This is a genomic window from Bradyrhizobium xenonodulans, assembly GCF_027594865.1.
In the GTDB taxonomy this organism is placed as follows: domain Bacteria; phylum Pseudomonadota; class Alphaproteobacteria; order Rhizobiales; family Xanthobacteraceae; genus Bradyrhizobium; species Bradyrhizobium xenonodulans.
The window spans coordinates 4,890,042-4,904,210 of the sequence record NZ_CP089391.1; the positions used below are offsets into that span (position 1 = coordinate 4,890,042).

A 14,169-nucleotide genomic window follows, 5' to 3' on the forward strand; every position below is an offset into this window, starting at 1 on the left:
CAAAAAGGCCGGCAAAAGCCGGCCTTTTCACTGTCCTCGGTAGTCTTACGGATGAACGATCATTCCGCAGGCGGCAGCGCAGGAAGCTCCGCTTCCGGCGCGGGCGACACGACGGCCGCCTGCTTCTCGCGCTCGTCCAGGATCATCTTGTCGCGCTTCACGGCGACTTCGCGGATCTTGGCCATGGAGGCGCCGGTGCCCGCCGGGATCAGCCGGCCGACGATGACGTTCTCCTTGAGGCCTTCGAGCGGATCGACCTTGCCGTTGACCGCCGCTTCCGTGAGGACGCGGGTGGTCTCCTGGAACGAGGCCGCCGAGAAGAAGGAGCGGGTCTGGAGGCTCGCCTTGGTGATGCCGAGCAGAACCGGCGTACCCGTGGCGATCTTCTTGCCCTCTTCCTTGGCCTTCTCGTTCAGCGCGTCGAACTCGATCTTGTCGACCTGCTCGCCGGAGATCATGTCCGTGTCGCCCTGGTCGGTGACTTCCACCTTCTGGAGCATCTGACGGACAATCACCTCGATGTGCTTGTCGTTGATGAGCACGCCCTGAAGCCGGTAGACCTCCTGGATTTCGTTGACCAGATAGGCCGCAAGCTCCTCGATGCCCTTGACCGCAAGGATGTCGTGCGGCGCCGGGTTGCCTTCCACGATGAAGTCGCCCTTTTCGACGACGTCGCCGTCCTGAAGGTGGATGTGCTTGCCCTTCGGGATCAGGTACTCGCGCGCCTCTTCGGTCTTGTCCATCGGCTCGATCGAGATGCGACGCTTGTTCTTGTAGTCGCGTCCGAACCGGATGGTGCCCGAGATTTCGGCGATGATCGCCGCATCCTTCGGACGCCGTGCCTCGAACAGTTCCGCCACCCGCGGCAGACCGCCGGTGATGTCACGCGTCTTGGCGCTTTCGGTCGAGACACGGGCGAGGATGTCACCCGCCTGGACCTTGGCTCCGATGTCGACCGACAGAATGCCGTCGACCGACAGCATGTAGCGGGCATCGCCGCCACGGGCGAGCTTGAGCACCTTGCCGTCCTTGCCCTTGACCACGATGGCGGGACGCAGGTCCCCGCCGCCGCGGGTCGAGCGCCAGTCGATGACCACGCGCTTGGCGATACCGGTGGCTTCGTCCAGCGTTTCCGAAATCGACAGACCCTCGATCAAGTCCTCGAAGCCGATGGTTCCTTCCACTTCGGTGAGAAGCGGACGGGTGTACGGGTCCCACTCGACGATGCGCTGGCCGCGCTTGACGGTGTCGCCCTCGTCGACGTGCAGACGCGAGCCGTATTGGACACGGTGCGTCGCACGCTCGGTGCCGTCGGCATCGACGATCGCCACCACCATGTTGCGCACCATCGCAATCAGGTGACCTTCGCTGTTGCGGGCGATGGCCTTGTTCCTGATCACGATCTTGCCGTCGAAGTTGGCTTCGACGAAGGACTGCTCGTTCAGCTGCGCCGCACCACCGATGTGGAAGGTGCGCATGGTGAGCTGGGTGCCCGGCTCGCCGATCGACTGCGCCGCGATGACGCCGACCGCTTCGCCGTGGTTGACCGGCGTGCCGCGGGCGAGGTCGCGGCCGTAGCACTTGCCGCAGATGCCGTTGACGAGCTCGCAGGTCAGCGCCGAGCGGATCTTCACCTCCTGCACACCACCCTGATGGATGGCCTCCAGATGGCTTTCTTCCATCAGCGTATCGCGCTTGATGATCACCTTGCCCGAGCTGTCACGGATGTCTTCGCAGGCCGTGCGTCCGAGGATGCGCGAGCCGAGCGAAGCCACCACGGTGCCGGCATCGACGATGGCGCGCATCTTGATGCCGAGCTTGGTGCCGCAGTCGCTCTGCGTGATGATGCAGTCCTGCGCGACGTCGACGAGACGACGGGTCAGGTAGCCCGAGTTCGCGGTCTTCAACGCGGTGTCCGCAAGGCCCTTGCGGGCGCCGTGGGTCGAGTTGAAGTACTCGAGAACCGAGAGGCCCTCCTTGAAGTTCGAGATGATCGGCGTCTCGATGATCTCGCCCGACGGCTTGGCCATCAGGCCGCGCATGCCGGCGAGCTGGCGCATCTGGGCCGGCGAACCGCGGGCACCGGAGTGAGCCATCATGTAGATCGAGTTGATGTCGGCATCGGCCCCGCTCGCCGTCTTCTTGGTCGAGGAGATCTCCTTCATCATCGCCTTGGCGATTTCTTCCGTGGCCTTCGACCAGGCGTCGACGACCTTGTTGTACTTCTCGCCATGAGTGATCAGGCCGTCGTTGTACTGCTGCTCGAAATCCTTCGCCAGCGTACGGGTGGTGTCGACGATCTTCCACTTGCCATGCGGCACGACCATGTCGTCCTTGCCGAACGAGATGCCGGCCTTGAACGCGTTGTAGAAGCCGAGCGCCATGATGCGGTCGCAGAAGATCACCGTCTCCTTCTGACCGCAGTGACGGTAGACCTGGTCGATCACGCCCGAGATCTCGCGCTTGGTCATCAGCTTGTTGATGATCTCGTACGAAATCCGCGGGTTCTTCGGCAGCAGATTGCCCAGCATGACGCGGCCGGCGGTGGTCTCGATCCAGCGCGTCGAGACCTTGCCGGTCTCGTCCATGCCCTGCCACCGGTACTTGATCTTGGTGTGGAGGTGGATGACCTTCGCGTGCAGCGCGTGCTCGAGCTCGGCCATGTCGCCGAAGATCTTGCCCTCGCCGGGCAGGCCTTCACGCATGATCGAGACGTAGTAGAGACCGAGCACGATGTCCTGCGACGGCACGATGATCGGCTGACCGTTCGCCGGATGCAGGATGTTGTTGGTCGACATCATCAGGACGCGCGCTTCCAGCTGCGCTTCGAGCGACAGCGGAACGTGCACGGCCATCTGGTCGCCGTCGAAGTCGGCGTTGAAGGCGGAGCACACCAGCGGGTGAAGCTGGATCGCCTTGCCCTCGATCAGCACCGGCTCGAACGCCTGGATGCCGAGGCGATGCAGCGTCGGCGCGCGGTTGAGCAGCACCGGATGCTCGCGGATGACCTCGTCCAGGATGTCCCAGACCTCGGGCCGCTCCTTCTCGACCAGCTTCTTGGCCTGCTTCACGGTGGTGGACAGGCCCTTGGCGTCAAGCCGCGAATAGATGAACGGCTTGAACAGCTCGAGCGCCATCTTCTTCGGCAGGCCGCACTGATGCAGGCGCAGCTCGGGACCGACCACGATCACCGAACGGCCCGAATAGTCGACGCGCTTGCCGAGCAGGTTCTGACGGAAGCGGCCCTGCTTGCCCTTGAGCATGTCGGCGAGCGACTTCAGCGGGCGCTTGTTGGCGCCCGTGATGACGCGGCCGCGGCGGCCGTTGTCGAACAGCGCATCGACCGCTTCCTGAAGCATGCGCTTCTCGTTGCGGATGATGATGTCGGGCGCGCGCAGCTCCATCAGCCGCTTCAAGCGGTTGTTGCGGTTGATGACGCGGCGGTAGAGGTCGTTGAGGTCCGAGGTCGCGAAGCGGCCGCCGTCGAGCGGTACCAGCGGACGCAGGTCCGGTGGAATCACCGGAACCACGGTCATGATCATCCATTCCGGCTTGTTGCCGGAGTGGCGGAACGCTTCGACGATCTTCAGGCGCTTGGCGAGCTTCTTGTGCTTGATGTCGGAGTCGGTCTCCTGCATCTCGACACGCAAGGAGGCCTCGAGCTTCTCGAGGTCCATGCCCTTGAGCAGCTCGCGGATCGCTTCGGCGCCGATCATGGCGGTGAAGGAATCCTGGCCATACTCGTCCTGCGCCTTCAGATACTCGTCTTCCGACAGGAGCTGACGGTCCTTGAGCGCGGTGAGACCCGGCTCGAGCACGACGTAATATTCGAAGTAGAGGATCCGCTCGAGATCCTTCAGCGTCATGTCCAGCAGAAGGCCGATGCGCGAGGGCAGCGACTTCAGGAACCAGATGTGGGCGACGGGGGCGGCGAGCTCGATATGGCCCATGCGCTCGCGCCGGACGCGCGACAGCGTGACCTCGACCGAGCACTTCTCGCAGATGATGCCCTTGTACTTCATGCGCTTGTACTTGCCGCACAAGCACTCGTAGTCCTTGATCGGCCCGAAGATGCGGGCGCAGAACAGGCCGTCGCGCTCGGGCTTGAAGGTACGGTAGTTGATGGTCTCCGGCTTCTTGATCTCGCCGTAGGACCAGGACAGAATCTTCTCGGGAGACGCGATCGAGATCCGGATCTGGTCGAAGACCTGAGCCGGAGTCGTCGGGTTGAAGAGATTCATAATTTCTTGGTTCATCGTCTTCTCCTCGCGTGCCGGTCGCCTACGGCCGCAAATTCGAAAATCACTTGAGCGGGGCGCCCTGCCCTCAAGGCCTCGGGAGGGGCGCCAATGCCCGGCCGCGAAGGCCGGGCATGAAAGGTCGTATTACTCGGCTGCTTCCGACGTCGGCGCCGGTCCCACCTTGGAGTTGTGCAGGTCGACGTTGAGGCCGAGCGAGCGCATTTCCTTGACCAGCACGTTGAACGATTCCGGAATACCGGCCTCGAACGTGTCGTCGCCGCGCACGATCGCCTCGTACACCTTGGTGCGGCCGGCGACGTCGTCCGACTTCACCGTCAGCATCTCCTGGAGCGTGTACGCCGCACCGTAGGCCTCGAGCGCCCACACCTCCATTTCGCCGAAGCGCTGGCCGCCGAACTGCGCCTTGCCGCCCAGCGGCTGCTGGGTGACGAGCGAGTACGGACCGATCGAACGGGCATGGATCTTGTCGTCGACCAGATGGTGCAGCTTGAGCATGTAGATGTAGCCCACCGTCACCTTGCGATCGAACGCATCGCCGGTACGGCCGTCATAGACGGTCGACTGACCCGAAGCGTCGAGACCGGCCAGCTTCAGCATCTCCTCGATGTCGGCTTCCTTGGCGCCGTCGAACACCGGCGTCGCGATCGGCACGCCGCGGCTCAGATTGTGGCCGAGCTCGATCAACTCGTTGTCGTTGAGCGTCTTGATCGTCTCGTCCTCGCCGTAGACCTTCTTCAAGGTTTCCTTCAGCGGCTTGATGTCCTGCTTCGACAGGTACGCATCGACGGTCTGGCCGATACGCTTGCCGAGGCCGGCGCAGGCCCAGCCGAGATGGGTCTCGAGGATCTGTCCGACGTTCATGCGCGAAGGCACGCCCAGCGGATTGAGCACGATGTCGGCATGCGTGCCGTCTTCGAGGAACGGCATGTCCTCGATCGGCACGATCTTCGACACCACGCCCTTGTTGCCGTGGCGGCCGGCCATCTTGTCGCCGGGCTGGATCTTGCGCTTCACCGCGACGAAGACCTTGACCATCTTCATCACGCCGGGCGGCAATTCGTCACCGCGCTGAAGCTTCTCGACCTTGTCGAGGAAGCGCTGTTCCAGCCCCTTCTTCGACTCGTCGTACTGCTTCCGCATGGCCTCGATCTCGGCCATCAGCTTGTCGTTCGGCGAAGCGAACAGCCACCACTGCGACTTCGGGTACTCCTCGAGCACCGCACGGGTGATCTTGGTGTCCTTCTTGAAGCCCTTCGGACCGGCAATGCCCTGCCGCCCTTCGAGCAGCTCGGCAAGACGGTTGTAGACGTTGCGGTCCAGGATCGCCTGCTCGTCGTCGCGGTCCTTGGCCAGACGCTCGATCTCTTCCCGCTCGATTGCCAGCGCACGCTCGTCCTTGTCGACGCCGTGACGGTTGAACACGCGCACTTCCACGATCGTGCCCTGCACGCCCGGAGGAACGCGCAGCGAGGTGTCGCGAACGTCGGACGCCTTCTCGCCGAAGATGGCGCGCAGCAGCTTTTCTTCCGGCGTCATCGGGCTTTCGCCCTTCGGCGTGATCTTGCCGACCAGGATGTCGCCGGCACGCACTTCGGCGCCGATGTAGACGATACCGGCTTCGTCGAGGTTCTTCAGCGCTTCTTCCGAGACGTTCGGAATGTCGCGCGTGATTTCCTCGGGCCCGAGCTTGGTGTCGCGGGCCATCACCTCGAATTCTTCGATATGAATTGAGGTAAACACGTCTTCCTTCACGATCCGCTCGGAGAGCAGGATCGAGTCTTCGAAGTTGTAGCCGTTCCACGGCATGAACGCGACCAGCACGTTACGGCCGAGCGCGAGCTCGCCGAGATCGGTCGACGGACCGTCGGCGATGATGTCGCCCTTCTTGACGATGTCGCCGACCTTCACCAGCGGACGCTGGTTGATGCAGGTCGACTGGTTGGAGCGCTGGTACTTCATCAGCCGGTAGATATCGACGCCCGACTTGGTCGGATCGAGATCTTCCGTGGCGCGGATGACGACGCGGGTCGCGTCGATCTGGTCGATCACGCCCGAACGGCGCGCCGCGATCGCGGCACCCGAGTCACGCGCAACCACGCCTTCCATGCCGGTGCCGACGAACGGCGCCTCGGCGCGAACCAGCGGCACCGCCTGGCGCTGCATGTTCGAGCCCATCAGCGCGCGGTTGGCGTCGTCGTTCTCGAGGAACGGGATCAGCGCCGCGGCGACCGAAACGAGCTGCTTCGGCGACACGTCCATGTAGTCGACCTTGTCCGGCGTCACCGGCAAGACTTCGCCGGCGTGACGGCAGACCACGAGGTCTTCGGTGAAGCGGCCCTTCGGGTCGAGCGGCACGTTGGCCTGCGCGACCGTGTAGCGGCCCTCTTCCATCGCCGAGAGGTACACGACCTCGTCGGTAACGCGGCCGTCCTTGACCTTGCGGTAAGGCGTCTCGACGAAGCCGTACTTGTTGACGCGCGCGAAGGTCGCGAGCGAGTTGATCAGGCCGATGTTCGGGCCTTCCGGCGTCTCGATCGGGCAGATGCGGCCGTAATGCGTCGGATGCACGTCGCGCACCTCGAAGCCGGCGCGCTCGCGGGTCAGACCGCCCGGTCCAAGCGCCGACAGGCGGCGCTTGTGGGTGATCTCCGACAGCGGATTGGTCTGGTCCATGAACTGCGAGAGCTGCGAGGAGCCGAAGAACTCGCGCACGGCGGCGGCCGCCGGCTTGGCGTTGATCAGGTCCTGCGGCATGACCGTGTCGATGTCGACCGAGGACATGCGCTCCTTGATCGCGCGCTCCATGCGCAGCAGGCCGATGCGGTACTGGTTCTCCATGAGCTCGCCGACCGAGCGCACACGGCGGTTGCCGAGATGGTCGATGTCGTCGATCTCGCCCTTGCCGTCGCGCAGGTCCACGAGCGTCTTGATGACGGAGAGGATGTCTTCCTTGCGCAGCGTGCGCTGGGTGTCGGGCGCATCGAGGTCGAGGCGCATGTTCATCTTGACGCGGCCGACCGCGGAGAGGTCGTAGCGCTCGGCGTCGAAGAACAGCGACTGGAACATCGCCTGCGCCGAATCCAGCGTCGGCGGCTCGCCCGGACGCATCACGCGGTAGATGTCGAACAGCGCGTCCTCACGCGTCATGTTCTTGTCGGCCGAGAGCGTGTTGCGGATGTAGGCGCCCACATTGACGTGGTCGATGTCGAGCAGCGGCAGTTCCTTGTAGCCGTGCTCGTTGAGGGCCTTCATCGACTTGTCGGTGATTTCCTCGCCGGCTTCGGCGTGGATCTCGCCCGTCTTCGGGTTGACGAGGTCCTCGGCGAGATAGTTGCCGACCAGCTCCTCATCCGACAGGCGCAGCGCCTTCAGCCCCTTCTCCTGCATCTGACGCGCACCGCGCACGGTGAGCTTCTTGCCGGCCTCGAGCACGACCTTGCCGGTATCGGCGTCGATCAGGTCGTTGATGGTCGAGTAGCCGCGGAAGCGGTTGGCGTCGAACGGAACGCGCCAGCCTTCCTTGGTCCGCTTGTAGAGGATCTTCTTGTAGAACGTCGACAGGATCGCCTCGCCGTCGAGGCCGAGGGCGAACATCAGCGACGTCACCGGAATCTTGCGGCGACGGTCGATACGCGCATAGACGATGTCCTTGGCGTCGAACTCGATGTCGAGCCAGGAGCCCCGATACGGGATCACGCGGGCGGCGAACAGCAGCTTGCCCGACGAATGGGTCTTGCCCTTGTCGTGGTCGAAGAACACGCCCGGGGAGCGGTGCATCTGCGAGACGATGACGCGCTCGGTGCCGTTGACGATGAAGGTGCCGTTCATCGTCATGAGCGGGATGTCGCCCATGTAGACGTCCTGCTCCTTGATGTCCTTCACCGACTTCGCGCCGGTTTCCTCGTCGATATCGAACACGATGAGGCGCAGCGTCACCTTGAGGGGTGCCGCGAAAGTCATGCCGCGCTGGCGGCACTCGTCGACGTCGTATTTCGGCTGCTCGAACTCGTAGCGGACGAATTCCAGCATCGAGGTGCCCGAGAAGTCGGAGATCGGGAACACCGAGCGGAACACAGCCTGGAGGCCTTCGTCGAGACGCCCGCCGGCGGGTTCATCGACCATCAGGAACTGGTCATAGGACGCCTTCTGAACCTCGATGAGGTTCGGCATCTCGGCGACTTCCTTGATGTGTCCGAAGAACTTGCGAACGCGTTTGCGACCGGTGAATGTCTGCTGCGCCATCGTGGCCTCTCATTTTCGTCGCCCGCTCTGGGCGCGCCGTCCGGGACGCGGCTGCCACCGCTCCCCGGGTTGAATTTTTCGAACCCGCCTTGGGGGCCGGAGACTCAGTTTCAGGTGGGAATGTCCTGAATCTGTTCTTCAGACCTTCAAAACGCAAAACGACGCGCGGGGCGCATAGGCACGCCCGCCCGTCACAACGATCGTTTTCACGGACTGCAAAAGCCCGAAATAGCTTGCTCTCCCAACGGCTTACAGGGAAATCCGGCATCCCTGCCCACCGCGCTTTCGTGCTGCCGAACCGATATGGGGCGACAATAGTGCAGATTCGAGGGGTAAACCCTCAAATCCCCACACTTTTTCGTGTTCGGCCTGCGTCGGGACGTTCCGTCGCACGCCTTTTGCATCCGGCCCACCCTTTCGCGGGGTGGACCAAGATCCCGGGCTTCGCTTGATGCTCGCCCGGGATCTCGCCAGTAAGCGTTGCTTACTTGAGTTCGACCTTGGCGCCAGCCTTCTCGAGCTGGGCCTTGATCTTCTCGGCCTCGTCCTTGTTCACGCCTTCCTTGACAGGCTTCGGCGCGCCCTCGACGAGGTCCTTTGCTTCCTTCAGGCCCAGGCCGGTGATGGCGCGGACTTCCTTGATGACCTCGATCTTCTTGTCACCGGCGGAGGCCAGGACAACCGTGAACTCGGTCTTCTCTTCCGCCGGAGCGGCGGCAGCGCCACCACCAGCCGGGCCGGCCACGGCGACGGCCGCGGCAGCCGAAACGCCCCACTTCTCTTCGAGGAGCTTCGCCAGTTCAGCAGCTTCGAGCACGGTGAGGCTCGAGAGGTCGTCAACGATCTTCTGCAAGTCAGCCATTGTTCAGTTTCCTTGAGTGTAAGTCTGGTTCGGGTTTGAGTTTTGCGAAGGGCGTCAGGCCGCTTCGCCCTTTGAGGCATGAGCCTGGATGACGCGCGCAAGCTTGCCCGCGGGCGCGTTGGCGAGCTGAGCGATCTTGGTCGCCGGGGCCACAAGCAGGCCGACGATCTTGGCGCGCAGTTCATCAAGCGACGGCAGCGAGGCAAGCGCCTTGACGCTGTCGACATTCAGGACGGTCTTCCCCATCGAGCCGCCAATGATGACGAACTTTTCGTTCGCTTTGGCGAATTCGACGGCGACCTTTGGCGCCGCTACCGGATCGTTCGAAGTGGCGATCACGGTCGGTCCCTTCAGCATGGGGCCGATGGCAACGACGTCAGTGCCTTCAAGAGCAATTTTGGCGAGACGGTTCTTCGAGACCTTCACCGAGGCGCCAGCCTGCTTCATCTGCATGCGCAGCTTCTGCATCTGGGCAACGGTCAGGCCGGAATATTGAGCAACGATCGCGACGCTCGTGGTCTTGAAGACCCCATTGAGCTGTTCGACCGCGTCCTTTTTTGCCGCTCGTTCCACAGCAAGCTCTTTCCGGTTGGCGGTCATCGCAAAAGCGGGACCGCCGGGTTGCACCCATCGTCCCACCCAAACCCTGAACCTCCGGGCCAAAACCCATCGGACACGCGCCGGGCGAGACGACAATTCAAAGCCTGCCCTCCGAGAGCCCTTTGAGGCCCACGGCGTGTCGAGGTCCGAACCAGACCCGTTTCGCAAGACCAGCCCTGAAAGCTGGATACGAAGTGAAATCCGGTCTTCACCCGTCTATGCAGGCCATGCGATTAAGCCGTTGAGAAATCGAAATTCCTCGCGGGCGCCTGCAGTCTTGGACAGGACAAGGCCTGACGGCGAACCGTCCGACCCCTGCCCGCATCCCCACCAACTGACGGGTTTTCCTTCCTTTTCCGGCAAATCCTTACGGACGTCCTGAAAAGGAATGATCTCCTATCTTGTCGGGTTTTCGGAATGCGTGCACGAACGCGCCAGCCGAGGCCGGTACGTCCGGAAGCGGTTCTTTAACCGCTCTCTGCCCGCTTGCCAAGAGCAAAATTCGCACCAGTTCCAATCCGTTGTCGCCGGAGCCTGACCCGGGTCGACAAGGGCCGATTCAGGCCGATTTGACCGCATAAGGCAGCGGCCTGCCCTCGAAAAACGCAGTCAGGTTGGCCAGTACGCAGTTCTGCATCGCGACATGCGATTCGAGGGTGTGGCCGCCGATATGCGGGGCAAACACCACGTTCGGGAGCGCCGTCAGCGCATCGGGCGCGTGCGGCTCCTTCTCGAAGACGTCGAGGCCTGCGCCGGCGATGGTCTTGTCGGTCAGGGCTGCGACCAGAGCCTTCTCGTCGATCACCGAGCCGCGGGAGATGTTGACGACATAGCCGTCCGCCCCGAGTCGCCCAAGGATCTCGGCATCGACGACGTGCCGGGTCTCGGCCCCGGCCCGGACCGCGATCATCAGCACGCTGCACCAGTCGGCCAGCGCTTCCAGCGACGGGAAATATTGATAGGGCAGATCGTATTTGCTGCGGCTGAAATAGCCGATTTCGCTCTCGAAGGCGGCGCAGCGCGCCGCGATCTTGCGGCCGATCTCGCCCATGCCGTAGACGCCGATGCGGCGGCCGGGCATGCCGGCCTGCGGCCGCATCATCGGCGATGGCTTTGACGCCGCCCAGTCGCCACTGCGGACATATTGGTCGGCGACCAGGATCCGCCGCGTCGTCGCCAGCATCAGCGTCATCGCGATGTCCGCGACCGAGGCGGCATTGGCGCCGGGGCTGTGGCCGACCGCGATGTTGCGGCTGGCGGCCGCCTTCAGGTCGACGCCGTCATACCCGGTGCCGTAGCAAACAATCGTGCCGAGCTTCGGAAACAGATCCATCGCCTCCGCCCCCAGCGGCGAGCCGCCGGCAGTCAGCAACGCGCGGATGCCACCGAGCCGGTCGGCCGAAAACATCTCCCGTGCCGGCTTGCCGCCGGTGTCGAGCAACTCGAACCGTTCGGCGAAGCGCGCCATCATCGTCTTTGGAAAGCGCGAGTAGACCAGGACCTTGTCAGCCATTGTTCTTCTTTCCCGGTTCTTGTTTCCGATCAACGCCGCCACAAACGGCGAAGGGCGGAATCGGTTGCCCAATTCCGCCCCTCGCCTCATGCAATTTCCAGACTTAGCCGAGGCAAGCCTTAGCCGAGAATGGTGCCCGGCTCGACCTTCACGCCGGGGCCCATCGTCGAGGACACCGCAACGCGCTGGATGTAGGTGCCCTTGGAACCGGCCGGCTTCGCCTTGGTGACGGCGTCAGCCAGGGCCTTGATGTTCTCGACCAGCTTCTCCTCGGTGAACGAGGCCTTGCCGACGCCAGCCTGCAAAATGCCGGCCTTCTCGACTCGGAACTCGACCGAGCCGCCCTTGGCACCCTTCACCGCGCCGGTGACGTCCATGGTCACGGTGCCGATCTTCGGGTTCGGCATCAGGCCGCGCGGGCCGAGCACCTTACCGAGACGGCCGACCAGCGGCATCATGTCGGGAGTGGCGATGCAGCGGTCGAAATCGATCGAGCCGTTCTGCACCTTCTCGACCAAATCCTCGGCACCGACGACGTCGGCACCCGCAGCCTTGGCTTCATCCGCCTTGGCGCCGCGGGCGAACACGCCGACGCGGAGCGTACGGCCGGTGCCGTTCGGCAGGGTCACGACGCCGCGGACCATCTGGTCGGCGTGACGCGGATCGACGCCGAGATTGATCGCGACCTCGATGGTCTCGTCGAACTTCGCCTTGGCGCGTTCCTTGACCATCTTGATGGCGTCCGCGAGCGGGTAAAGCTTTTCGCGATCAACACCTTCGCGGGCTTTGTTCAAACGCTTTCCGATTGCCATGACCGCTTACCCCGCCACTTCCAGACCCATCGAACGGGCAGAGCCCTCGACCATCTTCATGGCCGACTCGATGGAATCGCAATTGAGATCCTTCATCTTCTTCTCGGCGATCTCGCGCACCTGCGCCTTGGTCACCTTGCCGGCCTTGTCGCGGCCCGGCGCCTTCGAGCCGGACTGGATCTTGGCGGCCTGCTTGAGGAAGAAGGACATCGGGGGGGTCTTCATCTCGAACGTGAACGAACGATCGGCGTAGATCGTGATCACGACGGGAATCGGGGTGTTCTTCTCTTCCTTCTGGGTCTGGGCGTTGAACGCCTTGCAGAACTCCATGATGTTGAGACCGCGCTGACCGAGCGCGGGACCGATCGGGGGCGAAGGATTCGCCGCACCGGCCGGGACCTGAAGCTTCAGGTATCCGGTCACTTTCTTTGCCATGTATCACTCCTGTTGTGCCGGCCGAGGCCAGCGGTTTCAGGTTCCGTGGTTGGGATCGAGCGCGGCTGGCTACCGCCCTCTTCCTCCCACGGCCTCTTGCTGCGCGAGACCTGAGGTCTCACGCCTACCCGATCAGACCTTCTCGACCTGACCGAATTCCAGTTCGACGGGCGTAGCGCGGCCGAAGATCGACACAGCGACCTTCACGCGCGAGCGCGCCTCGTCGATTTCCTCGACCACACCGGAGAACGAGGCGAACGGGCCGTCGGCCACGCGCACGTTCTCGCCGATCTCGAACGACACCGACGCCTTCGGCCGTTCCACGCCCTCCTGCACCTGGTGCAGGATGCGCATCGCCTCGGATTCCGAGATCGGCATCGGCTTGTTCTCGGCGCCGAGGAAGCCCGTGACCTTCGGCGTGTTCTTGATCAGGTGAAACGCCTCGTCGGTCAGCTTCATCTTCACCAGCACGTAGCCCGGGAAGAACTTGCGCTCGGCGTCGATCTTGCGGCCGCGGCGCACTTCCGTGACCTTCTCGGTCGGAACCAGCACCAGCTCGAACAGCTCCTCGAGCCCGCGCTGCTTGGCCTGCTCGCGGATCGATTCGGCGACCTTCTTCTCGAAGTTCGAATAGGCGTGGACGATGTACCAGCGCTTGTCGGACAATTGAGCGGTTGCTGTAGCCATCAGTGGATGCCCAGAAGGAAGGTGATGAGGTAGCGGATGATCTGGTCGGCGGCGAAGAAGAAGATCGAGGCCACGGCGACCATCACGAACACCATGATGGTGGTGATCGTGGTCTCACGACGGGTCGGCCAGGTGACCTTGGCGGTCTCCGAGCGCACTTCCTGCAAGAACTTGAACGGGCTGACTGCCATCGTTTGAATGTCCAACGTCCGTCGCCGGACGCGAATGAATTTCGGGGATCCGAACAGCCGCCGTTGGCCCAGCCCTCTGTCGCGAAGGATGAGCCGGAAACCGGGCTCGATTGTTCGGGGATTTCAAAGCCGCGCCGGAGATCCGCGTCTAACGGGCCGGCTGCGAGTGCCGGGTATCTACTGCGGATAGGGCCAAAGGTCAAGGTGTTGGCCGGCCGGGATCCGCGCCGCGGCCGCCTTCGGACCTGATCCGGATCAAGGGCTTACCCGATCCTCATGACCCACGGTCCGAGCTGTCGCTCGCCTGCCTGTCGATCCTGATTGCCTGGGATGAGCTGGCAGGAGTGGCAGGGCTCGAACCTGCGACCCCCGGTTTTGGAGACCGGTGCTCTACCAATTGAGCTACACTCCTACGGACCCTCGCGTCGCCACGCGGATCAGGGGCGCTTTCAAGCACAGGGGGCGGCCGGATTGCAAGGACGGATTGCAAAGGGGAAATTGCAAGGGTGAAGCGCGCTGGCTTCGCTTGTTTGTGCCGCGCCTTCTGGGCCACTCTCCGTTCCCG

The 14,169-nt window shown here is 63.3% G+C and carries 9 protein-coding genes and 1 tRNA gene; all 10 read right to left on the reverse strand.

The genetic code is table 11. The features are described 5' to 3' along the window. Nucleotides 1-59 precede the first annotated feature (59 nt). Complete coding sequence (gene rpoC / locus I3J27_RS23260; RefSeq protein ID WP_270160732.1) at nt 60-4,256, reverse strand: DNA-directed RNA polymerase subunit beta'; 4,197 nt, start codon at nt 4,254-4,256, stop codon at nt 60-62. Nucleotides 4,257-4,385: 129 nt separating this feature from the next. Beyond that, nucleotides 4,386-8,504, reverse strand: a complete 4,119-nt coding sequence (gene rpoB / locus I3J27_RS23265; RefSeq protein ID WP_270160733.1) for a DNA-directed RNA polymerase subunit beta — start codon at nt 8,502-8,504, stop codon at nt 4,386-4,388. Between the two features lie 484 nt (nt 8,505-8,988). After that, nucleotides 8,989-9,366, reverse strand: coding sequence for a 50S ribosomal protein L7/L12 (gene rplL / locus I3J27_RS23270; RefSeq protein WP_091957455.1), 378 nt, complete (start codon nt 9,364-9,366; stop codon nt 8,989-8,991). 54 nt (nt 9,367-9,420) lie between these two features. After that, complete coding sequence (gene rplJ / locus I3J27_RS23275; protein WP_270160734.1) at nt 9,421-9,939, reverse strand: 50S ribosomal protein L10; 519 nt, start codon at nt 9,937-9,939, stop codon at nt 9,421-9,423. 586 nt (nt 9,940-10,525) lie between these two features. Further along, nucleotides 10,526-11,479 (reverse strand): 2-hydroxyacid dehydrogenase, encoded by a 954-nt coding sequence (locus I3J27_RS23280; protein WP_270160735.1) that lies wholly within the window; start codon nt 11,477-11,479, stop codon nt 10,526-10,528. A 119-nt stretch (nt 11,480-11,598) separates the two neighbouring features. Next, on the reverse strand, nt 11,599-12,291 hold the full coding sequence (rplA, locus tag I3J27_RS23285) for a 50S ribosomal protein L1 (protein ID WP_018322253.1): 693 nt from the start codon (nt 12,289-12,291) through the stop codon (nt 11,599-11,601). A 6-nt stretch (nt 12,292-12,297) separates the two neighbouring features. After that, on the reverse strand, nt 12,298-12,726 hold the full coding sequence (rplK, locus tag I3J27_RS23290) for a 50S ribosomal protein L11 (RefSeq protein WP_006611824.1): 429 nt from the start codon (nt 12,724-12,726) through the stop codon (nt 12,298-12,300). A gap of 132 nt (nt 12,727-12,858) precedes the next feature. Then, nucleotides 12,859-13,413: a transcription termination/antitermination protein NusG gene (gene nusG / locus I3J27_RS23295; protein WP_008136441.1), complete on the reverse strand. Its 555-nt coding sequence runs from the start codon at nt 13,411-13,413 to the stop codon at nt 12,859-12,861. Then, nucleotides 13,413-13,604 (reverse strand): preprotein translocase subunit SecE, encoded by a 192-nt coding sequence (gene secE, locus I3J27_RS23300; RefSeq protein WP_007611620.1) that lies wholly within the window; start codon nt 13,602-13,604, stop codon nt 13,413-13,415. Before secE ends, nusG begins: the two co-directional genes overlap by 1 nt. A gap of 336 nt (nt 13,605-13,940) precedes the next feature. Continuing rightward, nucleotides 13,941-14,016 (reverse strand) — tRNA-Trp (locus I3J27_RS23305). Nucleotides 14,017-14,169 lie beyond the last annotated feature (153 nt).

Bases quoted from the DNA above. Each gene is read 5' to 3' on its own strand.
- rpoC (WP_270160732.1), bottom strand. From the start codon at position 4,256: ATGAACCAAGAAATTATGAATCTCTTCAACCCGACGACTCCGGCTCAG.
- rpoB (WP_270160733.1), bottom strand. From the start codon at position 8,504: ATGGCGCAGCAGACATTCACCGGTCGCAAACGCGTTCGCAAGTTCTTC.
- rplL (WP_091957455.1), bottom strand. From the start codon at position 9,366: ATGGCTGACTTGCAGAAGATCGTTGACGACCTCTCGAGCCTCACCGTG.
- I3J27_RS23280 (WP_270160735.1), bottom strand. From the start codon at position 11,479: ATGGCTGACAAGGTCCTGGTCTACTCGCGCTTTCCAAAGACGATGATG.
- rplA (WP_018322253.1), bottom strand. From the start codon at position 12,291: ATGGCAATCGGAAAGCGTTTGAACAAAGCCCGCGAAGGTGTTGATCGC.
- rplK (WP_006611824.1), bottom strand. From the start codon at position 12,726: ATGGCAAAGAAAGTGACCGGATACCTGAAGCTTCAGGTCCCGGCCGGT.
- nusG (WP_008136441.1), bottom strand. From the start codon at position 13,413: ATGGCTACAGCAACCGCTCAATTGTCCGACAAGCGCTGGTACATCGTC.
- secE (WP_007611620.1), bottom strand. From the start codon at position 13,604: ATGGCAGTCAGCCCGTTCAAGTTCTTGCAGGAAGTGCGCTCGGAGACC.